Origin of the sequence: Ensifer sp. KUDG1, from assembly GCF_050434285.1 — a bacterium.
GTDB lineage: Bacteria > Pseudomonadota > Alphaproteobacteria > Rhizobiales > Rhizobiaceae > Ensifer.
In genome coordinates this window covers 66660-91572 of record NZ_JBNDIG010000007.1, presented here as the reverse complement: position 1 = coordinate 91572, position 24913 = coordinate 66660, and the positions used below count along the sequence as shown (strand labels likewise).

The window sequence follows — 24913 nt, the reverse complement described above, 5'->3', positions numbered from 1 at the left end:
AGCCGTTCTCCTAGCGGCAGTAGCGGTAGTCGTTGCGGCGTTCGATCACGTCGAGATGCAGATGCGTCTCGTGGGCGGCGTCGCTGCCGGGGTCGAGCACGGTCTTGAAGTAGAGGCAGGCGGACGCAGTGACCGCGCGCTGGAAGGCGCCGTCCATGGTGCCGTCCTCGTCGCGCGGCTGGATGGCGATCGTTTTGCCGTTGCTTAAAGTGAAGGAGGCGATGTCGACGGCGTTGCCGTGGGCATGCTCGGAGATCTTGCCCGTCGTCGCATTGTTGCGCAGGCGGCAGATATAGGTCGATGCCTGGTTCAGGGCCTTGATTTTGATGGTTTTGTCGAAGGCGACTTCTGCGGCCGGCTGGGCGGTCTCCTTTGTCCAGCGCGCCAGCGCCAGCGCGGTTTCGCAGCGCATCAGCCCCTTGGGTGCGAGCGTGACGTCGGGCAGAATGCTGGTGACCTCCAGCGGCTTGTCGATGCCGCAGCCCTTGCCGTCGTCGATGCGCTTGGCTTCGTCGAAGGTCGCGCCGATTGCTTTCAGATCGGCGACACATTTTGCATAGTCGGCGGCATTCTCCGCCTCTACCGGCGGATAGACGATCGGCGCGGGTTTTTCTTCTTTCTTCTCGTCGGCGGCCTGGCCCCTTCCGTCCGTGCCTGGCTTTTGATCCCCGGCCGCTCCACCACTCCCGTCCTTGGGCTTTGGCTGTGGCACGGGCTGTTCGTCGCCAGCCGGCACCTCTGGCTTATCGGCCTTGCCACCGACCGTGGGCGTCGCCGGTTTCTCTTCGGGTGTTGGAGCAGCCTCTTTTTCTCCCGCCTCGCTTGGCGGCTTTTTTAGCGGGATCGGTCCGGATTTCGGCAGGCTGGCGCCGGTGAGGATCAGGAGTGACAGCAGGATCAAGGGAAAAGAGCGACGCATCCGGTTCCTTTCTCGTGCCTCCGCAGCGGGGCCTGGAAGGAAGGGAACGCACGGAACAGGATCTGGTTTCATCCGGCCTTCGGCAAAAGCGTTGCAGTTTGGCAACGCCTCGAATTGGCACGACCCCATAAATTGTGGGAACTGCCTTTGTATGTTGACAAGAACACTCATGTTTTTTATGCGGCATAAATGAGGCGACGACATGTCGCGCCGCTCTAGAATCTACCGCCCAGCCAGCCCCTTGAGTTCGCCGCTCAACAGCAAGCCCGGCCTCCGAAAATCAAAGGATTGGTCCATGCTCACCCGGCATCGTCGCCTGGCTCTCTTGGCTTGCACGACAACATTTGCACTTTCCGCGGCAACCCTCGCATTCGCGCAGAGCGCGACAACCCAGGCCAAGCCGGAAGAGAAAAAGGCCGAGGAGACCAAGGCCGGCGAAACCTACCTCTCTCCGATCGTGGCGAAGGGCTCGCGCACGAGCGATCCTTATGCCAAGGCCGGCCCGGTTAGCGTCGTCACCTCGGACCAGATCGATCTGCAGTCGGGCCAGGAAACCGACGACCTTCTGCGCGGCGTTCCGGGAACGTCGACGGCGAACAATCCACAGAACCCGGGTGTTGCTGTCAACATTCGTGGCTTTGAAGGGTCCGGCCGCGTCAACATGATGATCGACGGCGTTCGTCAGAACTTCCGGTTCACCGGTCACGAAGCCCAGGGCTTTGCCTATTTCGATCCGGCGTTCCTGTCCGAAATTGACGTGACGCGCGGCGCCGTCACCGGGGTCGGCGGTGGCGCGCTCGCCGGTTCCGTCAATTTCAAGACCTATGACGTCGAGGACCTGATCCAGGACGGCAAGAACTATGGCGGTATCGCATCGGCAACCTATGGCACGAACGGCGCCGGATGGTCGGAGTCGCTGATCGGCGCCTATCGTTTCAACGATGTCTTCTCGGTGCTTGGCGGTATCAGCAAGGCCGATCCCGGCAACTACGACAACGGCAACGGCGTCGAGGTTCCCTTCACCGAGGAGGATCTTCTCTCGGGCCTCTTGAAGTTTGAAGTGACGCCGGACAAGGACCACACGTTCAAGCTTACCGGCGTCACCTACGACAACGACTTCTTCGCGAACTCCTATTTCCAGAACGTGAAGAACCAGACGGTTTCGGCCAGCTACGCCTACACGCCGGACAACGAACTCATCGACTTCCGTGCCAATGCCTATTGGAACCGGCTGAAGATGAAGTACGACACCGACATTCGCGGCGGCGGCACGGCGGCCGGTCGTCGCATCACTGACACCGGCAAGGGCTTTGACATCTCGAACACCTCGCTGTTCGATCTTGGCGACGTTGCCGTGAAGGCGAACTACGGCGTCGAGTACTTCCGCGACGATTACGATGTCATCAACAGCACGGCCCGGCCGGGCGCAGGCGTCAACGGTAGCGGCACCAATGCCACCACCGGCGTCTTCAGCAACACGACTTTCACCTATGGCATGTTGGATCTGACGGCTGGCCTCAGGTGGGATCACTTCAGCCTCGATGGCTCCGGCGCCGTCGTTGCCGGCAACCCGATCGGCCTTCCGGCCGGGCCCTACACGGTCGACAAGTCCGATGGCCGCCTCAACCCGAGCGTCACGGTCGCGCTCAATCCGACGGACTGGTTCCAGCCCTACGTGACCTACGCGGAAACCTCGCGTTCGCCGACGGTCAACGAGACCTTTGCCGGCGGCACCCATCCGGGTCCTTCGGGCCAGTCGTTCTTCCCCAATCCGTTCCTCGAGCCGGAAACGTCCAAGGGCTGGGAAATCGGTGCGAACTTCGCCTTCGACGGCCTGCTCGACGCCAGCGACAGCCTGCGGGTGAAGGCCAACTACTTCCATAACCGCATCGACAACTACATCACCGCCGTCCTGCTCAACGGTGGTCGCCAGATCTTCTTCGCCAACACCCCGGGCACGTCGACCGTCCAGGGCTTCGAACTACAGGCGGCCTACGATGCCGGCTACGTCTTCGGTGACCTTGCCTATACCTACACCGACAGCAAGCTGCCGAGCCAGGTCAACGGCTTCGGCGTCCAGAGCTACCTGCCTGAAAACATCATCAGCGCAACGCTCGGCGCCCGTTTCCTCGAGGACCAGCGCCTTTCGGTCGGTACGCGTCTCTATGCCGTTTCGAACGCCTATGTCGGCGAAATCAATCGCACGCCGCCGAACGTGCCTGGCTACGGTCTGGTGGACCTTTTCGCCAACTACAAGTTCGAAAACGGCTTCGAAGTCACGGCGCAGGTCACGAACCTGTTCGACAAGACCTACACGCCGTCGTCGAGCACGATCGCCGGCAGCACGATCGATACCGGCCGCGGCCGCACGTTCCTGGTGACGGCTAAGGCGAAGTTCTGATAGGGTCAGATCAATTCCAGTCGGGCGGCTCTTCGGAGCCGCCTCTTTTTTTGACGCAACCGTGACGATGCGCGCCGCTTTCCCGCTTGCGCATGGCAGCAACCCAAGCTAACACTTTCGCCCATGGAAAACGCACGCAACATTTCGATCTGGTGGTGGGCTCGCTGAAGCGGCCTTGACCAGTCATGCGTGATTGAGAGATGAAGCCGCCCGGAGATTTCGAGGCGGCTTTTTTGTATCCAGGCCGCTCAAGGACCGGGCTTTTACGGAGCGAGGCGAATGGCAACGGTAATTCTCGAGGACGGCTCGGAGAGCTATACCACCAAGGGCGGCATCACGGTGACGCGCCGCCGGCGGGAGGCGTCCTATGGCCAGGCGATCGCGAGCTATGTGGACAAGCTCGACGAGCGCCGCGGCGCGGTGTTTTCCTCCAACTACGAATATCCCGGCCGCTACACCCGGTGGGACACGGCCGTCGTCGATCCGCCACTCGGCATTTCCTCCTTCGGTCGTTCGCTCTGGATCGAGGCCTATAACGGCCGCGGCGAAGTGCTGCTTGCGATCATCGCCGAGCACCTGAAGACCGTCGCCGACATCACGCTCGGTGCTTCGACCAGCCGCCGCCTGGATCTGACGATCAACGCACCGGATCGCGTCTTCACCGAAGAAGAGCGCTCCAAGATGCCGACGGTCTTCAGCGTGCTGCGCGCCGTCACCAACCTCTTCCATTCGGCCGAGGATGCGAGCCTCGGGCTCTACGGCGCTTTCGGCTACGACCTTGCCTTCCAGTTCGATGCGATCGACCTGAAGCTCAAGCGTCCCGACGACCAGCGCGACATGGTGCTGTTCCTGCCGGACGAGATCCTCGTCGTCGACCATTATGCGGCGAAGGCCTGGATCGACCGCTACGATTTCGCCAAGGACGGCAAGACCACCGAGGGCAGGGCGGAAGAGATCGCCAGCGAGCCCTTCAAGACCGTCGACACCATCCCGCCGCATGGCGATCATCACCCCGGCGAATATGCCGAGCTCGTCGTCAAGGCGAAGGAGAGCTTCCGCCGCGGCGACCTGTTCGAGGTGGTGCCAGGCCAGAAATTCTACGAGCGCTGCGAAAGCAAGCCGTCGGAGATTTCCAACCGGCTTAAGGCGATCAATCCGTCGCCCTATTCCTTCTTCATCAATCTCGGGAACCAGGAATATCTCGTCGGCGCGTCGCCGGAAATGTTCGTGCGCGTTTCGGGCCGCCGCATCGAGACCTGCCCGATCTCCGGCACGATCAAGCGCGGCGACGATCCGATTGCCGACAGCGAGCAGATCCTGAAGCTGCTCAATTCGAAGAAGGACGAATCCGAACTCACCATGTGCTCGGACGTCGATCGCAACGACAAGAGCCGCGTCTGCGTGCCGGGTTCCGTCAAGGTCATCGGCCGCCGGCAGATCGAGATGTATTCGCGCCTGATCCACACGGTTGATCACATCGAGGGGCGCCTGCGCGACGACATGGACGCCTTCGACGGCTTCCTCAGCCACGCCTGGGCCGTCACCGTTACCGGTGCGCCAAAACTCTGGGCCATGCGCTTCATCGAAAGCCATGAGAAGAGCCCGCGCGCATGGTATGGTGGCGCCATCGGCATGGTCGGCTTCAACGGCGACATGAACACCGGCCTGACGCTGCGCACCATCCGCATCAAGGACGGTATCGCCGAGGTCAGGGCAGGGGCGACGCTGCTCTATGATTCAAACCCGGAAGAAGAAGAAGCCGAAACCGAACTGAAGGCCTCCGCCATGATCGCTGCCATTCGCGATGCGAGATCCGCCAATGCCGGCAAGGCCGGTCGCGACGTTGCCGCGGTCGGCGCCGGCGTCAACATTCTGCTCGTCGATCACGAGGACAGCTTCGTCCACACGCTCGCCAACTACTTCCGCCAGACGGGGGCGACGGTCACGACGGTGCGCACGCCGGTGGCCGAAGAGATCTTCGATCGGGTGAAGCCGGATCTGGTCGTGCTTTCGCCCGGGCCTGGCAACCCTAGGGATTTCGATTGCAAGGCGACGATCAAGAAGGCGCGGGCGCGTGACCTGCCGATCTTCGGTGTCTGCCTCGGTCTGCAGGCGCTGGCCGAAGCCTATGGCGGCGATCTGCGCCAACTGGCGATCCCGATGCACGGCAAGCCGTCGCGCATCCGCGTGCTTGAACCTGGCATCGTCTTTTCCGGCCTCGGCAAGGAAGTGACGGTCGGCCGCTACCATTCGATCTTCGCCGATCCCTCCAGCCTGCCTGCCGATTTCATGATCACTGCCGAAAGCGAAGACGGCACGATCATGGGCATCGAGCACACCAAGGAGCCGGTGGCGGCGGTGCAGTTCCACCCGGAATCGATCATGACGCTCGGCGGCGACGCCGGCATGCGGATGATCGAAAACGTCGTGGCGCATCTCGCCAAGCGCGCCAAGGTCAAGGCCGCCTGATATCCCAGACCACGGAAGCGGTGCGTCGGCGCTGCTTCCGGTCGCGCGGCCGTTTGCTGGAGGTCCCATGACGGGAAAGGACGGCATGGCAGACGATACGCCCTTGAGCGGAGGCGGCCGCACGGCCGTCAGCCGCAGGGGCTCCATCGTGCTTCGGGAAACCGGGCCGTGGGCGCCTTCCGTGCACGCGCTGCTGCGGCATTTCGCGGCCGTCGGCTTTGACGGTGCGCCGCGCGTCGTCGGCTCCGGCTTCGACGACCATGGCCGCGAAATGCTGACCTATGTCGAGGGCGACATCCTCAATCCCGCACCCTGGTCGGACGCGGCGATCTTCGCGCTCGGGCGGCTGACGCGGAAGATGCATGACGCCGCCGCATCCTTTCAGGTTCCGGCGCAGGCGAACTGGCGCCCCTGGTTCGGGCGCACGGTCGGCACGGCCGATATCATCGGCCATTGCGATGCGGCCCCGTGGAACATCGTTTCGCGCGACGGTCTTCCGGCCGCGTTCATCGACTGGGAAGCGGCCGGGCCCGTCAATCGCCTGACCGAGCTTGCGATGGTCGCATGGAACAATGCCCAGCTTTATGACGACGGCGTTGCCGAGATGAACGGCCTGGCCGATGCTCCCTCAAGGATGCGGCAGGTGCGTCTCTTTGCCGACGGCTACGGCCTTGATGCGGGCGAGCGCCACCGCCTTGCGGATCGGATCATCGTCTTTGCCGCCGAGAGCGCGGCCAACGAGGCCTTCGAACTCGATATCCGCCCGGAAAGCGAACACGTGCCGCGCGTTTGGGGCATCGCCTGGCAGGCCCGCAGCGTCGCGTGGATTTTGCGCAACCGCGCGATGCTCGACGCTGCCCTTTCCTGACCTACGGCGCCGTCTGTGTGGCCGGCATGCGTTCGCAGCGATCGGCAAACAGGCGTTCGCTTAGGAAATCGACGAAGACGCGGACCTTCGGCGAGAGATGCCGGTTTGACGGCCAGAGCAGGTGGAACTGCCCGGGAGCGTCGAGATGGGCGTCGAGCACGGTGCGCAGCCGGCCGTCGCTGAGCGGCTGGCGCGCGAGGAAATCGGGCAGGCAGCCGATGCCGAGACCGCTGAGGACGGCACCGCTCAACGCCTCCATGTTGTTGCAGTTGAGGATGGTCCTGATCTGCGGTTCGGGTCCGCCCGGCGGCATGGCGATCGGCCATTCCTGCAGCTTGCGGCTGTTGGGAAAACGGAAGTGGATCGCGTCGTGGCCATCAAGATCGCGCGGGCATTCGGGCGTGCCGTGTCGGTCGAGATAGGCAGGCGACGCGCAAAGCAGAAGCTGGAAAGGCCTGAGCGCCCGGGTCATCAGCCGCGAATCCGGCAGCACGCCGCTGCGGATGGCGACATCCACTTCCTCGTCGATCAGATCGACGATGCGGTCGTTGAAGTCGAGATCGAGTTCGACCTCGGGGTAGCGCCGCACGAAGTCCGGCAGCACGGGCAGCAATAGATGGTAGCTGACGATCGGCACGCTGACGCGCAGCCGTCCGCGCGGCACGGCCACTGCTTCGGCCAACGATGCCTCGGCGTCGTCGAGATCGTCGAGGATGCGGCGGCAGCGCTCATGAAAGAGCCGGCCTTCCTCGGTCAACCTTATGCTTCTGGTCGAGCGCTGCAGCAGGCGGACGCCGAGCTCTCGTTCGAGATTGGTGACGGCCTTGCCGACCGCTGAAGCGGACAGGCCAAGCACGCGCCCGGCGGCGACGAAGCTGCCGAGATCGGCGGTGCGGACGAAGGCGGTCAAGCCGCTCAGGCGATCCATTGCTTCTCCATTCGAGCGCTTTATTCCGGTATAAATGGCATAATGGTGTGATTTTCATCAGATTATGTCGAAACTATCCTGCATTCGTCAATCGATACCCGGCAACTGCCGACATCAAGACGGAGGTCCGGCGGGCCTGCGCGGGTATCCCCTTTGCTCGAACGGATGGAACGGGGAATGAGAACCGAAATTCGAGAATCACGCGGGCGCCGTCTCGTGCTCCTTGCGGTCTGTTGCGCCGCCGCGGCAATGCCGCTCACCTTTACCGGACCGGCGGTGGCGCTGCCGTCGATCAGTCGCAGCCTCGGCGCCGATCCGGTTGCCCTCAACTGGGTCACCAACGCCTTCATGCTGACCTTCGGCAGCTCGCTGATGGCGGCAGGCGCACTTGCCGACAGCTTCGGCCGCAAGCGTGTTTTCCTCAGCGGTCTTGCGGCCTTCCTACTGTTTTCGGTCGGGCTCGCCTTTGCTCGGGATATCCTTTGGTTCGATATCCTGCGTGCCCTTCAGGGCATCGGGGCAGCCGCCGCTTTTTCCGGCGGTATGGCTTCGCTTGCGCAGGAGTTCGACGAGAGCGAGCGGCTCCGGGCCTTCAGCCTGGTCGGCGCCAGCTTCGGGGTCGGCCTGGCCTTCGGGCCGATCGCGTCGGGCCTGATGGTCGAGGCTTTCGGCTGGCCGGCGATCTTCGGTCTTGTCGTGGCGCTCGCCGGCCTGTCTCTGGCGCTCGGCGCGGTCTTCCTGCGGGAGACGCGCGATCCGGATGCCTCCGGGCTCGACTGGAAGGGAGCGGCAAGCTTCACCGCGGCGCTCACAACGCTCACGTCAGGCATCCTGCAGGGTCCGGAAAGCGGCTGGAGCCATCCGCTGGTGATCGCGATGCTTGCGGCATCGGCGCTCTTCTTTCTGGCCTTCTGGCGGATCGAGCGTTCTGTCGCGCGGCCGATGCTGGACCTGACGCTGTTTCGCTATCCGCGTTTCATCGGCGTGCAGTTGCTGGCGGCAGCCCCTGCCTATGGCTTCGTGGTGCTGCTCATCCTGCTTCCGGTGCGCTTCATCGGTATTGAAGGCATGAACGCCGTTGAAGGCGGACGGATGATGATCGCCATGTCCGCGCCGCTTTTGATCCTGCCGATCGTAGCCGGGCTTTTGACACGCTGGTTCACGCCGGCGGTCATTTGCGGCGTGGGCTTGCTGCTCTCGGCGGCCGGGCTCTTCTGGCTCAGCCTGTTTCCGGCGGGGGCCGGGCCGGCCGCGCTGCTTGCACCGCTGCTGCTGATCGGCCTTGGCATCAGCCTGCCCTGGGGCCTGATGGACGGACTTGCCGTCAGCGTCGTGCCGAAGGAGCGCGCCGGCATGGCGACAGGGATCTTCAGCACCACGCGCGTGGCCGGGGAGGGCATTGCGCTTGCGATCGTGACCGCCATCCTTTCCGCGCTCACGGCCTGGAACCTCGCGCCGGAGGCCGGCGCCAATGCCGCGCCGATGGCGCAGCGCATCGTCACCGGCAACCTTGCGGCGGCGACGCGGCTTGCACCGGAGACATCGCATGCCGCGCTGATGCAGGCCTATGGCGATGCGTTCAGCGTCCTGCTTCTGGTTTTGACCGGCATCACCGTCGCAACCGCGGCCGTCGTATTCTTCTTCATCGGCCGGGGCGACAGGGCTCTCGGCGACGCGGAGATCGAAGCCGGCGCGCTGCCTTTCGACGCGATTGCCTGCGGAGAAACCGGAACCGGCCGATCCAATCTTTGACAAGCGCCGCTTAATCCAGCATATGCTTGTCCATCGACCGCCTGCGCGAAAATTCGCGCGGGCGGTTTTGCGTTTGAATGGGCTTGCGTTTGCAACTCGTTTGCATCTGCACGAGGAATGACAATGACATCTGGAACCGAAAACCGCACCGTGCTCCGCCTTGCTTTCTGGGGCATACCGCTCTCGCTCGCTGTGCTCGGCCTGAAGCTGCTTGCCTGGTGGCTGACAGGCTCGATCGCGCTTCTCTCCGACGGGCTGGAGTCGACCGTCAACGTGATCGCGGCGGTCATCGCCTATCTGATGATCGGCTACGCCTCCAAGCCGGCCGATGCCGGCCACCCCTTCGGTCACCACAAGGCGGAGTATTTCTCGGCCGTCATCGAAGGCGTTCTGATCGTCGTTGCGGCACTGCTCATTGTCTGGGAGGCGGTGCCGGCAATGATGGCGCCGGTGTTGATGGAAGCCCCGGCCCTGGGCCTTGCGATCAACTTCGTGGCCGGCGTTATCAACGCCATCTGGGCCTATGTGCTGATCACCGCCGGTCGCAAGCACCGCTCGCCGGCGCTGAGCGCCGACGGCCATCACATCCTGTCGGATGTCGTCACCTCGATCGGCGTTCTCATCGGTCTCGTTCTCGCGATTGCCACCGGTTATGCGATCCTCGATCCCTTGCTTGCCGTCATCGTCGCCTGCAACATCCTCTATCAGGGCTGGATGGTGATCTCGCGCTCGATCGACGGTCTGATGGACCGGGCTGTGCCGGCCGAGGAGGAGGAGGCGATCAAGCAGGCGATCGCCGCCAACGCCGCCGGCTCGCTGGGTGTGCACGATCTCAAGACCCGCCAGGCCGGACCGGCGATTTTCGTGGACTTCCACATGGTCGTGCCGGAGTTGATGCCGGTCGGCGAGGCGCATGATATCTGCGACCGGATCGAGGATGCCATCCGGTTGGTGCATCCCGGCGCCAAGATCGCGATCCATGTGGAGCCCGAAGGCGAGAAGGCGCATGGTGTGCGCGTGAAGACGACGGTCGGGCGCCATTGATTCAAGGTCGACGGCGCTTCAACCGTGACGAGGTTTCCTTCTTGAGGCAGTTCTGATTTAACGGCCGCAAACGGAGCGGGCCGGCGAGGGCAGAGGCCAGCGTCGACCGCATCCACGCGCGGATGTTCTCATGGAGCAACAGGCAAATGAGCAAGACTGACGTATCCGGCCTTTCGCAACTGGGCGCAAAGGTCGACCTGCCGCAGAGCCCGGAAGACGCTGTTCTGGAGCGGGTGCCGAGCGGCAACAAGGGCAAGGATTATCTGGTCCGCTTCACCGCGCCGGAATTCACCTCGCTCTGCCCGATGACCGGCCAGCCGGATTTCGCCCATATCGTCATCGACTATGTGCCCGACGAATGGTTGGTGGAATCGAAGTCGCTGAAGCTGTTCCTGCATTCCTTCCGCAACCACGGCGCCTTCCACGAGGACTGCACCATCGAGATCGCCCAACGGCTGGTGTCGTTGCTTCAGCCACGCTGGCTTCGCATCGGTGCCTATTGGTATCCGCGCGGCGGCATCCCGATCGACGTCTTCTGGCAGACCGGCAAGCCGCCCGAGGGCCTGTGGCTGCCCGACCAGGGCGTGCCGACCTATCGCGGTCGCGGCTAAGGACCAAGTTCGGCGCTACGCCGTGAATGACTGGCGCTTGAGCCATGCGTCGACGATGCGCGCGACGACCTCGCCGGTTGGGTCGCGCGTGTCCACTTCGAGGTCGTAGGCGCAATAGTCATGCGTCTTCAGGTGAAAGCGGGCTTCGCCGATGGTGCGATCGCCGCGCTCGCGCTCGCGTCGTTCGAGGTCTTCGATAGGTGCATGCACGCCGACCCAGAAGACATCGAGATGCGCAGTTCGCGTCCTCAGATCCTCGGCCCAGCTCTTCTCCTCGACGATGTGCTCGACGATCAGATCGTTTCCGGCCTCGGCAAAGGCCGCGATCGACCGATGAAACCCGTCGAAGAACCGATTGCGCTCGCCGCGCATGCCATGATGCATGCCGCGTTTGAGGACGCGAAATCCGGCGTCTGCAAGCTGATCAGACGCGTAATAGCAGAAGGGCTCCGGGAGGGTTTCCCGGAGCGCCTTTGCCAGCGTTGACTTTCCGGCACTCGATGTGCCGTTCAAAAAGATAATTCGTCCGTGCTGCACGCGTGTTTGATCTCAGCTGAAGATGAGGGCTGCGCCGACCAGAGCCGTCACACCGCCGAGGATCCGCGCCAGCAGCCCGCCGCCGGAGAGGCGCTGAAGGGTGACGCCGAGGCCGATGCCGGCTACGTGAAGTGCTGCGGTGGCGAGGATGAAACCGACTGAGAAGGCGAGCGCCCCGGCGCTGCCAAGCTCGGCGCCATGGGCATGGCCGTGGAAGAGCGCGAAGACGCCGACGATCGCAGCGGACGCAGCCGTGTCGAGCCGCACCGCCATGGCAACGAGCAGGCCGAGTGCGACCACCGAGGCGAGGATCGCCGGCTCGACGAAGGGCAGGCCGACACCGGCTACCGCGAGCGCGAAGCCCACCGCCATCATCGAGACAAAGGCCGTCGGCACGACCCACAGCGCCCGGCCGCCGATCTGCGCCGCCCAGAGGCCGACGGCGATCATGACGAGGATATGGTCGATCCCGAACAGCGGATGCGAGAAGCCGGCGGCAAACGAGCCGTGCTCTGCCGGGTTGAGATGGGCGAAGGCGGGTGCGGCGGAGGCGATCAGCGCCGCAGCGGCGATCAGGATGCGTCTGTTCATGCGTGTCCCCATGGATCGGCGGGACCTGGGAGGTCGGCCCCACTCTTGAGTGTTTGACGCTGACGATCTTATTGGGCGTTGCGGGCCTGTCTATACGGCATTTGGCGGTAGGTGTTTTTACCATAAGCGTAGTCGACCTTGCCGCTTTGTCGCCGCTTCGGTTTGTTGCATTGTCTTCGGGGTCGAGTCGCATTATCTGACTTTGACTGAAGACTTCATGAGACGCCGGAGAAAAACGGATGATGAACGACGACGAGGACGACAAGAAGACCGAATTGCCGCTCGGCAAGGAAACGGAGGCGAACCTTTTCAAGTCGCGTTCGATTTTCATCTACGGCTCTATCAATCAGGAACTGGCGCAGAAGGTCTGCTCGCAGCTCGTGGCTCTTGCCGCCGCCAGCGACGAAGACATCCGCATCTTCGTCAATTCCCCGGGCGGCCATGTCGAGTCGGGTGACAGCATCCACGACATGATCAAGTTCGTGAAGCCGAAGGTCTGGACCATCGGTACCGGCTGGGTCGCCTCCGCCGGCGCACTGATCTTTGTCGGCGCGCCGAAGGAGCGCCGCATTTGCCTGCCGAACACCCGCTTCCTGCTTCACCAACCGTCGGGCGGCACCCGCGGCATGGCTTCGGACATCGAGATCCAGGCACGCGAAATCATCAAGATGAACGATCGCCTGAACAAGATCTTCGCTGACGCAACCGGCCAGCCGGTGGAGAAGATCGCCAAGGACACGGACCGCGACTACTGGCTTTCTGCCGAGGAAGCGAAGTCCTACGGTCTCGTTTCGCGGATCATCTCGTCTGCTGCGGACATCTGAGTTCGCACGCAAGCCAAGGTTTTGGAGGGCATCGGCAGTTCGCCGGTGCCCTTTTCTTTTGCGGTGATCCTCGTCATCGCGCGGCTTGCTCCGCTCCGGCAAGCCGTGTATAGGCTTTGGTCATGACCAAGGCTGACGCATATCGGATCGCCTCGATCCCCGCCGGACACGACACCAATCGTGCGCCGTCGCGCGCCTTCGCCTCGCTTCTTCTTCTCGGCCTTACTCGCGGTTGCCGGGTTCGCTGAGGAGCGCCCGGCGGCCGAAAAGCCACGCCGGCGGATGCTCCTCGACCCCATCAAGTGTTTTAGAATAAAGGCGCGTTCGGCGCGGCATTAGCCATCGCAATCCGATCCCCGATCGGCTATGGCAAGGCGGCCAGGACGTCCAGTGATGAAGAGAAGCTGCAATGATCCAGAAATCCCATCCCGTTAAGATTGGCATGCCGGAAGCGGCGGTGAAGTACCAGGCCTATCCGCAGATTGCGCTCACCGACCGCACCTGGCCGTCGAAGACGATCACCAAGGCGCCGATCTGGTGCTCGGTCGACCTGCGCGACGGCAACCAGTCGCTGGTCGATCCGATGGGCCACGACCGCAAGGCCCGCATGTTCCAGCTGCTGCTCGACATGGGCTTCAAGGAAATCGAGATCGGCTTCCCCTCGGCTTCGCAGACCGACTTCGATTTTGCCCGCTGGTGCATCGAGGAAGGCAATGTCGCCAAGGACGTGTCGCTGCAGGTGCTGGTTCAGTGCCGGCCGGAGCTGATCACCCGCACCTTCGAGGCCCTGGAAGGCGCGCACCAGCCGATCGTGCATTTCTACAATTCCACCAGTGAGTTGCAGCGCCGCGTGGTGTTTGCCAAGGATGTGCGTGGCATCAAGCAGATCGCGACCGACGCCGCCAAGATGATCACCGACATGGCGGCCAAGGCCGGCGGCGGCTACCGTTTCGAATATTCGCCGGAGAGCTTTACCGGTACCGAACTCGAAGTGGCGCTGGAGATCTGCAACGCGGTCACCGAGATCGTCAAGCCGACGCCGGACAACAAGCTGATCCTGAACCTGCCCTCGACCGTCGAGATGGCGACGCCCAACATCTATGCCGACCAGATCGAATGGATGTGCCGCAACCTCGACAACCGCGAGAGCCTGATCATTTCGCTGCACCCGCACAACGACCGCGGCACCGGCATTGCCGCCACCGAGTTGGGCCTGATGGCAGGTGCTGACCGCGTCGAAGGCACGCTGTTCGGCAATGGCGAGCGCACCGGCAACGTCGACGTCGTGACGCTGGCGCTGAACATGTTCACGCAGGGTGTCGATCCGCAGCTCGACTGCTCGGACATCGAGCGGATCAAGGAAGTCTACGAATACTCCAACCAGATGGTGATCCCCGAGCGTCATCCCTACGTCGGCGAACTGGTCTACACGGCCTTCTCCGGCTCGCACCAGGACGCGATCAACAAGGGCATGAAGGCGATCAAGACCGCCAACAAGCCGCTCTGGGAAGTGCCGTATCTGCCGATCGACCCGCGCGATGTCGGCCGCTCCTATGAGGCGATCATCCGCATCAATTCGCAGTCGGGCAAGGGCGGCATCGCCTACATCCTCCAGGAAGACTACGGCATCAACCTGCCGCGCAACCTCCAGGTGGAGTTCCGCGAGGATATCCAGCGCATCACCGACGAAGAGGGCAAGGAGCTTCCCTCGAAGAAGATCTACGAGCGCTTCATCGAGCGTTATGTCGAGCAGCCGGGCGCGCGCATCAAGTTCGTCGACCACCACACCTATCCGGTGGGCGAGCACAAGGGCGTGCGCGTGGTGGCTGCTGAGATCACCGACAATGGCGAGGTCAAGCGCATCGAAGGCAAGGGCACCGGCCCGATCGACGGCTTCATCAACGCGCTGTCGATCTATCTCGGCATCGACCTCTCGGTCGCCGACTATTCCGAGCACTCGCTGCAGCACGGCTCGAACGCAGCCGCGATCGCCTATGTCGAGATGGAGCATCCCGGCGGCAAGCTGTTCGGCGCCGGCATCAACACCAACATCGTGGCCGCTTCCCTTGAAGCCATTGTTTCGGCGGCCAACCGTGTGCTCGAGATGCAGCGCGGCTGATACGCTCACCGTGACGAAATTCGGCCGCGTCGGGGAAACCCGGCGCGGCCTTTTCGTTTCACGGACAGGGTCGTTATAGGGGAAGGGGACTGCCGCCGATCTCAGATCGTCGCGGCGGCGGCTTCGGCGATGTCCTGCATGCCGACATGGGAAGACGGGCCGACGAGCACGAACGAGGCGCCGCCTCGCTGCCAGGAGACCATGCCGAGATCGTCACGGATGCTTTCGTCGAACTGGTCCGCCTGCGGGCCGGTGGTGCTCTTGAGGAAACAGATCGCGAAGATCTCGCCTTCGGCGCTGCGGTAGACGAGCTGTGCCACGGGCTTGCCGTTGGCGACGAGCAGCCGGGCACCCTCGAAGGTCAGGCCCTTGCCGGAAAGCTGCGGGATCTTGAAGGGAACGCCGACGCTAGAGGCAAGCCAGGTCTCGATCTTCGGCGCTTCCGTCGCCGGGACCTCGACCAGATGCTCCTTCTGCCGCGAATAGATGCGGTGATAGTCGGCGATGTCGTCGAGCCAGCCACGGGCTGCGGCGAGCTTGGTCGGCTCGCTGCCGGTGTTTGCCGTTCCGACGATGAAGCCGGCGCCGGCGCCGAGCAGCAACAGGGCTACAGATGCGGCAACCATGCGTGGCCAGACCCGCGCGTGCCGGACAGTGGTCGTCGTTGCGGCAATCCGCTCGGTCTTCGGATTGCTCCCGGGACCCTGCTTGATTTGCCGGACGAGAGCGAGCGGCACGGGATCGTGCAGGAAATCCTCGAAGGCGGTATCGCCAAAGCTGCTGCCGGCCTTCAGCCTCTCGAACAATGCCTTGGCGTCCTCGTCGCGGGCAAGAATCGCGTCGAGTTCGGTTCGTTCAGCTTCGCCGATCTCGCCGTCGATATAGGCGGAAAGGCGCACTTCGAGCGCTTGACCCCTTGTCTGTTGCAACGGTCAGGCCCTCCTTTCGGTATTCTCTGAGATCATCGCCGCGAGCCTGAGGCGCGCGGTCGACAGTCTACTCATGACGGTGCCGATCGGAATGCCCAGGATATCGGCGGTCTCGCGATAGCTGTGGCCTTCGACATTGACCAGCAGGAACACGCTCGCCAGCCCCTCGGGCATCGACAGGATCATCTTCTGCAACTGATTGGCGTAGACGGCTTTTTCGGCCGACGGCTCGATGCTGAGCTCGTCATGTCCGAGCGCATCGACGGTGCCGCTGCCGGTGCGGACCTTGCGCTTGCGGATTTCGTCGACCCAGAGGTTGCGCGTCATCGCGTAGACCCAGCTTTCCAGCCGGCCCTCTCCGTTCCAGAGGTGGCTGCGGGTGATCGCGCGCTCGCAGGCTTCCTGGACGAGGTCGTCGGCGTCATTGGCATTGCGCGTCAGCGTCATCGCGAAACGGCGCAATTTGGGCAGCAGGCTGACCAAGTCGCGTCTGAAGTCCTTCGTTTCTGCCGCTGGACGCATTTCTCTTCCAATGAAACGTGCCGGATCATGCATTTATTCGCCGTGCTGGGCACGAGCGGATGATATGAAACATTTGCTCCTTAGTCTGCAAGGGAAGTCCCGGAACGGAAAGCAAATTCTGCTGCTTCATCGCGCCTTTTCCCAAAAAGCTTTCGCTCACCCGCAGCCGTTAATCACGCGCTTCGTTACCGTTAACTGCAACGGTGGCCGGAGATCGCGTCAAAGTTCGGCCCGAATCTGACCGGACCTCATGCACAACTGCAGGTCGATGTCGGGGACACGCCAATGAACGCAAAGCATCGCAATGGCATGAGTATTGTCAGGTTTGTCGGGAGACATTGTGGCCGACGCCGCATTCGGGGAGGTGCGGTCGTCATTCGCACGGCTGCGCTGGTGCCGCTGTTTGCGGGGCTTGCCGCCTGCCAGAGCGCCCAGGTCATGGAAACGGGGTCGCTATCCTCCTACAAGGATTTCGTTGCCAGCGACGGGATGGTGACCAAGACGAAGTATCGGGTGGATTCCGCCGCCACCAAGAACGTCAAGACCGTGCATGTGATCCCGACGACCTTTGCCGCCACTGCGGATCTCGACAAGCTCGGGGATCCGCAAAAGAAGCTGGTGGCAACCGCGATCGACCGCTCGCTCTGCGAAGCCCTGAGCGCGCAATTCGACGTCGTGCCAATCTCCAAGCCCGCCGACATGGCGGTACGCTCCGTGATCAGCAAGGTCAAATCGACCAATGCCGTCGTCGCCGGCGTGTCGACCGTCACCTCGGCCGTTTCTCCGATCCCGGTTCCGCGCATTCCGATCGGCCTTGGAAGCCTCGCGGTCGAGGCGGAGGCCTTCGACCCGCAGGGCAAGCAGATCGCCGGCCTTGCATGGGCGCGTGGCGCCAACATCCTCACCAACGGCTCCCGCGCCTCGACGGCGGCAGACGCCTTCGAGCTTGCAGGCGATTTCTCGAGCGACTTCAGCGCGCTGCTCGAAAAATCGGGCGACCCGATGAAGTCCGATTTCGAGCTGCCGTCGATGAAGAACGTCAAGAACAGCGTCGCCTATGCGGTCACCGGTAAACCGACCGATCCGGATTGCGCCGTGTTCGGCAAGGGATCCGGCCTTGGCGGTATCGCCGGCGGCGCGCTCGGCCTGCCGCCGGAATGGTCGGAAAAGAAGAACGAGGCAAAGTCGATTGCCGACGGCACGACGGGAAGCGGTGCCCCGGCAGGCACGACGCCGGGAAGTGCGGCGCAGGGAAGTACAGCCAAGGGAACCGAGCCCAAGAAGGGCGGGGCGACGGCAAGCGGGTCGAAGAAAACCTGACGTCCCGGCTCATGTCCGTGGCACGTCGGATCGAGGCGGCGCCTGGCGCCGCCCGTCCAGTTTGTCGCCCGGTCAGTACTGACGGACGCCGCCGAGCGACTGAAGCAGGGCGCGGTATGCCCAGGTGTTTTCGCCGCCGCGGTCGCGGATCTCGACCAGTTGCACCCGCGCTTCCTCGACGCGGCCCTGTTCGATCAGCGCCTGGCCCATGTAGGAGCGGGCGAGGATGTAGTTCTCGTCGGCCTGGAGCGCGCGCTTGTAGTACTGCATGCCGAGTTCCATGCGCCCGGCCTTGCGGTTGGCATAGCCGAGATAGTTGAGCACCCGGGCGCTCTGCTGGTCCTTGACGGCGCCGAGCACCTTGATCGAATTCTCATACTGGCCGGCATAGGCGAGTTCACGGGCCGCCTGGAACAGGATGTCGTCGCCAAGCTCGCTCTTCTTGGCATCGACGCAGGCTTTCTTCTTGGCGTCCCAGACCTTGCCGTCGGTGCATTCGCTGGTGGTCTTGGTTTTCTTCGGCGGTTCGCTCGTATCCTCGCCGGCGGCCATCACCGCATGCGCCATGAAGCTGGTTGCCCCGGCGGCGAACAGGGCGAAAACGAGGTTCTTGTGGTTCATCATGCCATCTCCCATTGCTGGCGCATGACCGCGAAAGCCTCGCGCTGTTTCAAACGACTGCGTGTCCTGCATTCGCGCAGAGGCGGGCGCGCTGCCATGCGGCGGCGGACCGGGGTATGACGCAGCAGGGCCGGAGTTTATTCGCCGGGCGATGAATTTTCTGCGGAGGGAGCCGGCGTTTGGCTAGAAGCGCGTGGTTTCGGCGAGCGACACCGTGGTGGCATCGTCGTTCAGCGCGTAGCGCTCGCGCGTCAGGTGCCAGTTTCCCGCTTCACCGGCGACCGTGAACAGGTTGTAGGCAGCCGGTGGCTTGTGCCCGCCCGGTCCTTGCGAGGCGGACGCGATGCCGACGACCGGGACGGGGGCATGCTGGCCCTTCAGCCAATAGACGGTGTTGAGGTGGGTGTGGCCATGGATCACAAGCTCCGCCCCGCCCGACGAGATCGTCGCGGCAAAGCGGCGAATGCCGATCATGCGCTTGTGCATCGAGGTCGCGCCACGGATCGGCGGATGGTGGATCATGACGATGCGGAAGAGCCCGGCCTCGCCGGCTTGCCTCAGCAGGTTGACGGTGGCGCGCGCCTGGCGCTGGCCGAAATAACCGCTGGCGGCAAAGGGCGGGGTGGCAACCGCGGTCGAGCAGCCGATCAGCGCCACCGGACCGCGCACGCGCATGTAAGGAAAGCAATGGTGCCGGTCATGCCAATGCGCCGGTGCATCGTCGCCGCGCATGTAGGGGTACCAGGCGCGGGTGGTCTTCTCGTAGGCGCCCGGCACATAGGCGTCGTGGTTGCCCGGAACGACGGAGATGTTTTCCGGCTTGCCCGCATCCTCCAGCCACTCGGTGACCGCCTTGATCTCGAGCGAGGAGGCGAGATTGACGAGATCGCCGGTCATCGCCAAATGGTCCGGATCCTTCTTCTCGATGTCGGCCAGCAGGGTGTCGAGCGTACCGGTAAAGAGATGGCGGCTGCGGTTGCGGTGCCAGTTGACGAAACCGGTGATGCGCTTGGAGGCGAGTTCCCTGAGGGATAGCTCGGGCAGCGGCCCGAGATGAACATCGGAGATATGGGCAAGTTTGAACATCGCCCCCGTCTAGCGCATATTCCGGCCGAGGGGAATCAGGTCGCCCGATGAATCGCGCGTGGCCGGGACGAGGAAGGAAAAAACGCCTGGAACAGGATCGGCCACCGGAGATGCGGCGCTGGTATCTCCGGCTCCTGATGTGGCTTGCACATGGCTACTACGCTGTGGCGCGCGGCATGACGATGGGTGTGCGGGCGGCCTGTTTCGATGGCGAGGGCCGCGTTTTCCTCGTCCGCCACTCCTACCTGCCGGGCTGGCACCTGCCGGGCGGGGGGCTTGACCGCGACGAAGCCTCGATCGACGGATTGTTGCGGGAGTTGCGCGAGGAGGGGAACCTTGAGGTTTCGGCGCCGCCGGTGCTCGTCCAGGTCTATTACAACAGGCGTACCAGCCGCCGCGACCATGTCGTCTTCTACCGCTGCGATGGCGTCAGCCAGACCGCGCCGAAAACGCCCGATCTCGAAATTGCCGAAAGCGGCTTCTTCGCCCTGGACGCGCTGCCGGACGACACCACGCCAGCAACACGCCGCCGGCTTGCGGAACTTGCCGGCGGCATCGCAATCGACCGCTACTGGTAGCGATCGATTGTCCGTTTCAGTGCGGGCCTACGGCGCCTCACGGCCGTGCGGGGCGGTGAGGTCGAGCACCGGGCCCACCGGCACGACGCCGGTCGGGTTGATGGTCGTGTGGCTGCGGTAGTAGTGCTCCTTGATGTGGCGCATGTCGACCGTCTCGGCCACGCCCGGCACCTGATAGAGTTCCCGCAGATACCCTTGCAGGTTCGGATAGTCGGCGATGCGGCGGACGTTGCACTTGAAGTGGCCGACATAGACGGGGTCGAAGCGCACCAGCGTCGTGAACAGCCGCCAGTCGGCCTCGGTGAGGCGGCTGCCGGTGAGGTAACGGTGCGAGCCGAGGCGCTCTTCAAGCTTGTCCAGGCGGGCAAAGAGTGCGCTCACACTTTCCTCGTAGGCGGCTTGCGTGGTGGCAAAGCCGGCCTTGTAGACGCCGTTGTTGACGTCGTTGTAGACGTCGGTGTTCATCGCATCGATCTCGCCGCGCAGCTCTTCCGGGTAGAAATCGAGCGTGGAGCCGGTCAGGCCGTCGAAGGCGGAATTGAACATCCGGATGATCTCGGAGGATTCATTCGAGACGATCGTGTTCTGCTTCTTGTCCCAGAGGATGGGAACGGTCACGCGGCCGGAATAGTTAGCGTCAGCGCGGGTATAGACCTGCCACAGCGCCTTCGAACCGAAGAGATGGTCGCCGGTGCCGATGCCGCCGTCCTTGAACTCCCAGCCTTGAGCGAGCATCAGCGGATCGACCACCGAAACCGAGATCAGGTCCTCGAGCTTCTTCAGCTTGCGGAAGATCAGCGTGCGGTGCGCCCAGGGACAGGCGAGCGAAACATAGAGATGGTAGCGATCGGCCTCGGCCTTGAAGCCGGCGTCGCCGCTCGGGCCGGCCGATCCGTCCGCCGTCACCCAGTTGCGGAACTGCGAAGCGCTGCGCTTGAAGTGACCGTTCGTTGCCACCGTGTCGTACCAGACGTCCTGCCAGACGCCATCCACCAACCTGCCCATCGGACAAACTCCTTCGTGATCGTTGCCTCAATAGATAACGTTTCCAGCGCCATTCGATAGGTAGCGAAATCGGAACAGTGCGTTTTAGGCTTTGACAGAGGGCAAAATTCTGCTATCGGCGATTTCACAACTTTTTTCGTGTCTGGAAGAATCCACACAGATGATGTTCTCGGGAAACCTGCGACGACGCTGATGCTGCCAACGCCCTCATCGGGCGAAGCCATCCCTATGTCTGTTCGCATGCCTGGTTTCTCGATCTCATGAAAAAGCACGATCTCGTCTATCTGACCGAAGACGCGTCCCACGACGCAGCCATCGAAATCATCAATGAAGAAGCTTTCGGCCCGGGCCGGTTCGCACGCGCTGCTGCGCGCATTCGCGAGCAGGGGGCGCATGACCGGTCGCTTTCCTTCATCTGCGCCGACAACGGCGAGACGATCGCATCGGTCCGGATGACGCCCGTCATGGCAGGCTCGATCAAGGGCCATCTGCTCGGGCCGCTCGCCGTCCGGCCGTCGCACAAGAACCAGGGCATCGGCCGGGAACTGGTGCGCATCGCGGTCGAGGCGGCACGGCGGAAGGGCTCGCACGCGGTGATCCTCGTCGGCGATCCGCCCTATTATCAGCCGCTCGGTTTCGAGAAGGTGCGCTACGCGGCACTCGAGTTCCCGGGGCCGGTCGATCCGGCGCGGGTGCTTGTCGTGCCGATGGCCGAGGGCGTGCATGCCGGACTTTCCGGCGTCATTGCCTGGCGGGATGACAAGCTGGTTCAGGTGCAGCCGATCGCGTTGCCGCTGGCCGGCTGACGCGGATCTTATCGCGTCACGAGCGACTTCTTCAGAAACACCCGGGTTCGGCCAACAGGGAAATCCGGCAGTTCACCGAAGGCCTCATAGCCCTGACGTTCGTAGGCGCGCAGGGCCTGCGGGTTGAAGGTGTCGATCCAGGCGCTGTGGCAGCCGCGACTGCGCGCTTCGTCCTCGGCCGCCTGCAGCAACTTGCCGGCAAGCCCCTGGCCGCGAAGATCTTCCGGCAGCCACAGCCACTGCACGAACAGCCAACCCCAGCCGGTGTAACCGTTCAAGCCACCGCGTCGTCCCTTTGCTTCGGGACCACCGACAAGCACGGGGAGGGGGCGGCGCTCCGACGGGCCGATGTCGGCGGCGTTGAAGGCGGTCAGGCCGTTGCCGATGGCTTCGATCGCCTCGGGCGGTGCGGCGTCGGTGACGACGAACATCGGTCCTTACCTTTCGACACGGCGCATGCTGAAGACATCCAGACGGTCCTCGCCGACATCCGTTTCGTCGAGTTGCCAACCGAGGCGCTCGTAGAAGGCGCGCTTGCCCGAGAGGGCGCAGAGATGCACGGCTTCGGCGCCCGTATCGAGCGCCGCCTGCGCTGCCTTCAGCACGATGTCGCCGCCGACGCCTGCGCCGCGGAACTGTGGATCGACCCAGACGGCAGCGACCCAGGGGGTGAGATCCGGCCGCTCCTCAAGATCGGAAGCGATGACCGAGGCGGTGCCGACGAAATCGTCGCCGGCATGAGCCACCAGACACAGCTGCTCGGTATCGGCGGCAAGGCTCTCCTGAAGCAGGCCTGTGATGTGCTCCAGCGGAAAGCCATGCGGCTCCCACCAGGCGCGCCAGATGCGGTCTGCCACGGCATCGAAGAAATGGGGCGCTTCGCGGAGGTCGCTGACGATCATGGTGCGCTCGCTCATCGTCCCTCGCGATACCAGGTGGCGGAAATAAGCAGCAGCAGCGCCGCAAGACCAAGGAAGCCGGTAAACAACGGCACGGAATTGACGCCCTTCAGCACGGTTTCGTCTGTCATGCGGATCGAGAGCCGCTGGTCGTCTGCTGCGCGCACCGAGCCCCTGACCGGCAGAACCATGGGCAGGTCGAGCGGTCCATCGGCACTGGCAAGGCGCCGCACGAGGCCCTTGGTCTTGTCCGCCCAGGGACGCAGCTTGTCCTCGGTCGAGATCGCCGCCTTGAATTCCGGGGCGTTGGGGTCGCCGACATGGGCAAGAGCCGTGAGCTCGCCGTTCGACATTTCGAACAGCCCTGTTTCGGTGGTGGCGACTTCGGCCGAGTAGAGGCCCGGCTGGCGTTCGGTCAGCTTGACGTCCTGCTTCTCGCCGGACGGCGAGGTCAGTGTCACCGGACCCGGATCGCCATCGATCGTCTGGCGGGTGATTTCCAGCGTGCGGCCGCGTGCGCGTGCCGTCAGCGCCTCTTCTTCGAGCGAGGGCTCCTGCATCAGCCAATGGGCGGTGCGGCGATAGAGCGACACGTGCGGGCCGCCGCCTTCGAAGCCGCGCGCCCAGAGCCAGCCCTGGTCGGAGAGCAGCATCGCGACGCGGCCCTTGCCGACGCGGTTGAGCACCAGCAGCGGTTTGCCGTCGGCCGCTTCCATGACCGTATGGCCCTGCGGCCGGTTGACGTCGACCGTGCGGAACCAGCGGCCCCAGTGCGGCGGCTCGCTGTCGGAGCCTTCGAGACCGCGGGTCACCGGATGCTTCTTTCCTTCCTCGGACAGGCGGGGGAAGAAGGCCTTTTCGTTCATCACGCCCGTGGGTGCTGCCGGCAGCACGGCCTCAAGCGGTGTTGCCGCAATCGAATCGTCGCCGGCATGTTCGGGGCCGGCCGCAATCAGCAGCGCGCCACCGTTCTCCACATATTGCGCGATGTTGTCGTAGTAGAGGATCGGCAGCAGGCCGCGGTGCTGGTAGCGGTCGAGAATGATCAGGTCGAACTCGTTGATCTTGTCGACGAAGAGTTCGCGCGTCGGGAAGGCGATCAGCGACAACTCGTTGATCGGCGTGCCGTCCTGCTTTTCCTGCGGCCGCAGAATGGTGAAATGCACGAGATCGACGGCCGCGTCGGATTTCAAGAGGTTGCGCCAGGCGCGCTCGCCGGCATGCGGCTCGCCGGAGACCAAGAGCACGCGCAGGTTCTCGCGGATGCCGTCGAGCACGTGGACCGCGCGGTTGTTGGCCGTCGTCACTTCGCCCGGAACAGCATCGACGGCAAATTCGAGCACGTTGTTCCCGCCGCGCGGAACGTTGAAGGCGAAGGGAACGTCGGTGCCGGGTTCGGCTCGCTCGCGGGCGATCTCGTTGCCGTTGAGGCGGATCGTGACTTCGGCGCTGCCGCCGGGGGCAGCGCCATCGTCGACCACCCGGAACGAGAGCTTCTGCTCCTCGCCGACGATGCCGAAGCGCGGCGGGTTGATCAGTTCCACACGCCGGTCGAATTCATCGGGCTTGCCGGTGATCAGCCCGTGCACGGGCGCGTCGAAGCCGAGCGTGCGACCGACGTCGGGAACGTCATGGATCTGGCCGTCGGTGACGAAAATCGCGCCGCCGATGCGCGCCGGCGGAACGTCAGACAGCGAGGAGGCGAGCGCGCCAAAGAGGTTGGTCGACGGCGAGACATCTGCCGGATCGGTGTTTGCCTCGATGATCCGCGGCTCGATCAGCGGTATGGCCGCCAGCCGCTCTTTCAGGCCCTCGACGGCGCGATCGGTCTGCGCGGTGCGGTCGCCGTTCTGCTGGCTCTGGCTGCGGTCGACGACGACGGCGACGATGGTCGAGAGCGGATCGCGCAGCTCCACGAAAATGGAGGGATTGGCGATCGCAAGCCCCAGTGCCGCGAGTGCCGCCAGGCGCAGCCAGGCGCCGCGCACCTTCTGCCAGAGGCCATAGGCGATGAACAGCGCCGCGACTGCTAGCAGCGGGACGAAGTAGATCCACGGGATCAGCGGGGCAAAGCCATAGGTCAT

Annotated in this window: 24 protein-coding genes; 12 read left to right on the top strand and 12 right to left on the bottom strand. The window is 63.7% G+C overall.

Translation table 11 applies throughout. The features are described 5' to 3' along the window. Nucleotides 1–10: 10 nt before the first annotated feature. Nucleotides 11–919: an extensin family protein gene (locus M2267_RS18335; RefSeq protein ID WP_429116311.1), complete on the bottom strand. Its 909-nt coding sequence runs from the start codon at nucleotides 917–919 to the stop codon at nucleotides 11–13. A 295-nt stretch (nucleotides 920–1214) separates the two neighbouring features. On the opposite strand from M2267_RS18335, the gene M2267_RS18330 reads away from it, so the two are divergent. The 4 genes from M2267_RS18330 (at nucleotide 1215) to M2267_RS18315 (ending at nucleotide 6657) form a co-directional block, all read left to right on the top strand. Continuing rightward, entirely contained in the window at nucleotides 1215–3320 is a 2106-nt protein-coding gene (locus M2267_RS18330; RefSeq protein ID WP_429116028.1) for a TonB-dependent receptor domain-containing protein, read from the top strand. A gap of 123 nt (nucleotides 3321–3443) precedes the next feature. After that, nucleotides 3444–3488 carry a trpE operon leader peptide TrpLE gene (trpLE, locus tag M2267_RS18325; protein ID WP_178385070.1) on the top strand — a complete coding sequence of 15 codons (45 nt, stop codon included), beginning with the start codon at nucleotides 3444–3446 and terminating at the stop codon, nucleotides 3486–3488. Nucleotides 3489–3599: 111 nt separating this feature from the next. Further along, nucleotides 3600–5789, top strand: coding sequence for an anthranilate synthase (locus M2267_RS18320; protein ID WP_429116026.1), 2190 nt, complete (start codon nucleotides 3600–3602; stop codon nucleotides 5787–5789). A gap of 67 nt (nucleotides 5790–5856) precedes the next feature. After that, nucleotides 5857–6657 carry a phosphotransferase gene (locus M2267_RS18315; RefSeq protein ID WP_429116024.1) on the top strand — a complete coding sequence of 267 codons (801 nt, stop codon included), beginning with the start codon at nucleotides 5857–5859 and terminating at the stop codon, nucleotides 6655–6657. Between the two features lies 1 nt (nucleotide 6658). On the opposite strand, the gene M2267_RS18310 is transcribed toward M2267_RS18315, so the two are convergent. Next, a complete protein-coding gene (locus tag M2267_RS18310) occupies nucleotides 6659–7585 on the bottom strand; it encodes a LysR substrate-binding domain-containing protein (RefSeq protein ID WP_429116022.1) in 927 nt (308 codons plus the stop codon). A gap of 177 nt (nucleotides 7586–7762) precedes the next feature. Between M2267_RS18310 and M2267_RS18305 the strand changes: the two genes are divergently transcribed. The 3 genes from M2267_RS18305 (at nucleotide 7763) to queF (ending at nucleotide 10992) form a co-directional block, all read left to right on the top strand. Then, a complete protein-coding gene (locus tag M2267_RS18305) occupies nucleotides 7763–9337 on the top strand; it encodes an MFS transporter (RefSeq protein WP_429116020.1) in 1575 nt (524 codons plus the stop codon). Nucleotides 9338–9454: 117 nt separating this feature from the next. Next, a complete protein-coding gene (locus M2267_RS18300) occupies nucleotides 9455–10381 on the top strand; it encodes a cation diffusion facilitator family transporter (RefSeq protein WP_429116018.1) in 927 nt (308 codons plus the stop codon). A 146-nt stretch (nucleotides 10382–10527) separates the two neighbouring features. Continuing rightward, nucleotides 10528–10992 carry a preQ(1) synthase gene (gene queF, locus M2267_RS18295; RefSeq protein ID WP_034788869.1) on the top strand — a complete coding sequence of 155 codons (465 nt, stop codon included), beginning with the start codon at nucleotides 10528–10530 and terminating at the stop codon, nucleotides 10990–10992. A gap of 15 nt (nucleotides 10993–11007) precedes the next feature. On the opposite strand, the gene M2267_RS18290 is transcribed toward queF, so the two are convergent. Beyond that, nucleotides 11008–11529 carry a chloramphenicol phosphotransferase CPT family protein gene (locus tag M2267_RS18290; protein ID WP_052201944.1) on the bottom strand — a complete coding sequence of 174 codons (522 nt, stop codon included), beginning with the start codon at nucleotides 11527–11529 and terminating at the stop codon, nucleotides 11008–11010. A gap of 12 nt (nucleotides 11530–11541) precedes the next feature. Then, nucleotides 11542–12120, bottom strand: coding sequence for a HupE/UreJ family protein (locus tag M2267_RS18285; RefSeq protein ID WP_043621056.1), 579 nt, complete (start codon nucleotides 12118–12120; stop codon nucleotides 11542–11544). 239 nt (nucleotides 12121–12359) lie between these two features. On the opposite strand from M2267_RS18285, the gene M2267_RS18280 reads away from it, so the two are divergent. After that, the gene (locus M2267_RS18280; protein ID WP_034788862.1) at nucleotides 12360–12944 is read left to right on the top strand and encodes an ATP-dependent Clp protease proteolytic subunit; all 585 of its coding nucleotides are present in this window, start codon (nucleotides 12360–12362) and stop codon (nucleotides 12942–12944) included. Between the two features lie 409 nt (nucleotides 12945–13353). Next, entirely contained in the window at nucleotides 13354–15063 is a 1710-nt protein-coding gene (gene leuA / locus M2267_RS18275; protein WP_043621053.1) for a 2-isopropylmalate synthase, read from the top strand. A gap of 101 nt (nucleotides 15064–15164) precedes the next feature. Here the strand turns inward: leuA and M2267_RS18270 are convergent, their stop codons facing one another. After that, complete coding sequence (locus tag M2267_RS18270; protein WP_043621050.1) at nucleotides 15165–15992, bottom strand: anti-sigma factor family protein; 828 nt, start codon at nucleotides 15990–15992, stop codon at nucleotides 15165–15167. A gap of 3 nt (nucleotides 15993–15995) precedes the next feature. After that, nucleotides 15996–16514: an RNA polymerase sigma factor gene (locus tag M2267_RS18265; RefSeq protein WP_034788854.1), complete on the bottom strand. Its 519-nt coding sequence runs from the start codon at nucleotides 16512–16514 to the stop codon at nucleotides 15996–15998. Between the two features lie 285 nt (nucleotides 16515–16799). Between M2267_RS18265 and M2267_RS18260 the strand changes: the two genes are divergently transcribed. Next, on the top strand, nucleotides 16800–17834 hold the full coding sequence (locus M2267_RS18260) for a DUF3313 domain-containing protein (RefSeq protein ID WP_082006118.1): 1035 nt from the start codon (nucleotides 16800–16802) through the stop codon (nucleotides 17832–17834). 72 nt (nucleotides 17835–17906) lie between these two features. Here M2267_RS18260 and M2267_RS18255 read toward each other — a convergent pair whose 3' ends face one another. Continuing rightward, entirely contained in the window at nucleotides 17907–18455 is a 549-nt protein-coding gene (locus M2267_RS18255; RefSeq protein ID WP_205238142.1) for a tetratricopeptide repeat protein, read from the bottom strand. Between the two features lie 183 nt (nucleotides 18456–18638). Then, on the bottom strand, nucleotides 18639–19541 hold the full coding sequence (locus M2267_RS18250) for a metallophosphoesterase family protein (RefSeq protein WP_043621043.1): 903 nt from the start codon (nucleotides 19539–19541) through the stop codon (nucleotides 18639–18641). Nucleotides 19542–19651: 110 nt separating this feature from the next. Between M2267_RS18250 and M2267_RS18245 the strand changes: the two genes are divergently transcribed. Next, the gene (locus M2267_RS18245; protein ID WP_429116014.1) at nucleotides 19652–20119 is read left to right on the top strand and encodes an NUDIX domain-containing protein; all 468 of its coding nucleotides are present in this window, start codon (nucleotides 19652–19654) and stop codon (nucleotides 20117–20119) included. Nucleotides 20120–20146: 27 nt separating this feature from the next. Here the strand turns inward: M2267_RS18245 and M2267_RS18240 are convergent, their stop codons facing one another. Beyond that, the gene (locus tag M2267_RS18240; RefSeq protein WP_429116012.1) at nucleotides 20147–21124 is read right to left on the bottom strand and encodes a glutathione S-transferase family protein; all 978 of its coding nucleotides are present in this window, start codon (nucleotides 21122–21124) and stop codon (nucleotides 20147–20149) included. Between the two features lie 260 nt (nucleotides 21125–21384). Between M2267_RS18240 and M2267_RS18235 the strand changes: the two genes are divergently transcribed. Next, nucleotides 21385–21930, top strand: a complete 546-nt coding sequence (locus M2267_RS18235; RefSeq protein WP_043621035.1) for a GNAT family N-acetyltransferase — start codon at nucleotides 21385–21387, stop codon at nucleotides 21928–21930. An 8-nt stretch (nucleotides 21931–21938) separates the two neighbouring features. Here the strand turns inward: M2267_RS18235 and M2267_RS18230 are convergent, their stop codons facing one another. Genes M2267_RS18230 through M2267_RS18220 form a run of 3 tightly spaced genes read right to left on the bottom strand, consistent with a single transcriptional unit; the run spans nucleotide 21939 to nucleotide 24913 of the window. Beyond that, on the bottom strand, nucleotides 21939–22361 hold the full coding sequence (locus tag M2267_RS18230) for a GNAT family N-acetyltransferase (RefSeq protein WP_429116010.1): 423 nt from the start codon (nucleotides 22359–22361) through the stop codon (nucleotides 21939–21941). A 6-nt stretch (nucleotides 22362–22367) separates the two neighbouring features. Further along, nucleotides 22368–22847, bottom strand: a complete 480-nt coding sequence (locus M2267_RS18225) for a GNAT family N-acetyltransferase (protein ID WP_043621028.1) — start codon at nucleotides 22845–22847, stop codon at nucleotides 22368–22370. Further along, nucleotides 22844–24913: a hypothetical protein gene (locus M2267_RS18220; RefSeq protein WP_429116008.1), complete on the bottom strand. Its 2070-nt coding sequence runs from the start codon at nucleotides 24911–24913 to the stop codon at nucleotides 22844–22846. Before M2267_RS18220 ends, M2267_RS18225 begins: the two co-directional genes overlap by 4 nt.

Bases quoted from the DNA above. Each gene is read 5' to 3' on its own strand.
- M2267_RS18315 (WP_429116024.1), top strand. From the start codon at position 5,857: ATGACGGGAAAGGACGGCATGGCAGACGATACGCCCTTGAGCGGAGGC.
- queF (WP_034788869.1), top strand. From the start codon at position 10,528: ATGAGCAAGACTGACGTATCCGGCCTTTCGCAACTGGGCGCAAAGGTC.
- M2267_RS18280 (WP_034788862.1), top strand. From the start codon at position 12,360: ATGATGAACGACGACGAGGACGACAAGAAGACCGAATTGCCGCTCGGC.
- M2267_RS18245 (WP_429116014.1), top strand. From the start codon at position 19,652: ATGCGGCGCTGGTATCTCCGGCTCCTGATGTGGCTTGCACATGGCTAC.
- M2267_RS18225 (WP_043621028.1), bottom strand. From the start codon at position 22,847: ATGAGCGAGCGCACCATGATCGTCAGCGACCTCCGCGAAGCGCCCCAT.
- M2267_RS18285 (WP_043621056.1), bottom strand. From the start codon at position 12,120: ATGAACAGACGCATCCTGATCGCCGCTGCGGCGCTGATCGCCTCCGCC.
- M2267_RS18240 (WP_429116012.1), bottom strand. From the start codon at position 21,124: ATGGGCAGGTTGGTGGATGGCGTCTGGCAGGACGTCTGGTACGACACG.
- M2267_RS18305 (WP_429116020.1), top strand. From the start codon at position 7,763: ATGAGAACCGAAATTCGAGAATCACGCGGGCGCCGTCTCGTGCTCCTT.
- M2267_RS18330 (WP_429116028.1), top strand. From the start codon at position 1,215: ATGCTCACCCGGCATCGTCGCCTGGCTCTCTTGGCTTGCACGACAACA.
- M2267_RS18220 (WP_429116008.1), bottom strand. From the start codon at position 24,913: ATGACCTATGGCTTTGCCCCGCTGATCCCGTGGATCTACTTCGTCCCG.
- M2267_RS18235 (WP_043621035.1), top strand. From the start codon at position 21,385: ATGAAAAAGCACGATCTCGTCTATCTGACCGAAGACGCGTCCCACGAC.
- M2267_RS18310 (WP_429116022.1), bottom strand. From the start codon at position 7,585: ATGGATCGCCTGAGCGGCTTGACCGCCTTCGTCCGCACCGCCGATCTC.
- M2267_RS18335 (WP_429116311.1), bottom strand. From the start codon at position 919: ATGCGTCGCTCTTTTCCCTTGATCCTGCTGTCACTCCTGATCCTCACC.
- M2267_RS18260 (WP_082006118.1), top strand. From the start codon at position 16,800: ATGAACGCAAAGCATCGCAATGGCATGAGTATTGTCAGGTTTGTCGGG.
- M2267_RS18300 (WP_429116018.1), top strand. From the start codon at position 9,455: ATGACAATGACATCTGGAACCGAAAACCGCACCGTGCTCCGCCTTGCT.
- M2267_RS18250 (WP_043621043.1), bottom strand. From the start codon at position 19,541: ATGTTCAAACTTGCCCATATCTCCGATGTTCATCTCGGGCCGCTGCCC.
- M2267_RS18265 (WP_034788854.1), bottom strand. From the start codon at position 16,514: ATGCGTCCAGCGGCAGAAACGAAGGACTTCAGACGCGACTTGGTCAGC.
- M2267_RS18320 (WP_429116026.1), top strand. From the start codon at position 3,600: ATGGCAACGGTAATTCTCGAGGACGGCTCGGAGAGCTATACCACCAAG.
- M2267_RS18255 (WP_205238142.1), bottom strand. From the start codon at position 18,455: ATGAACCACAAGAACCTCGTTTTCGCCCTGTTCGCCGCCGGGGCAACC.
- M2267_RS18230 (WP_429116010.1), bottom strand. From the start codon at position 22,361: ATGTTCGTCGTCACCGACGCCGCACCGCCCGAGGCGATCGAAGCCATC.
- leuA (WP_043621053.1), top strand. From the start codon at position 13,354: ATGATCCAGAAATCCCATCCCGTTAAGATTGGCATGCCGGAAGCGGCG.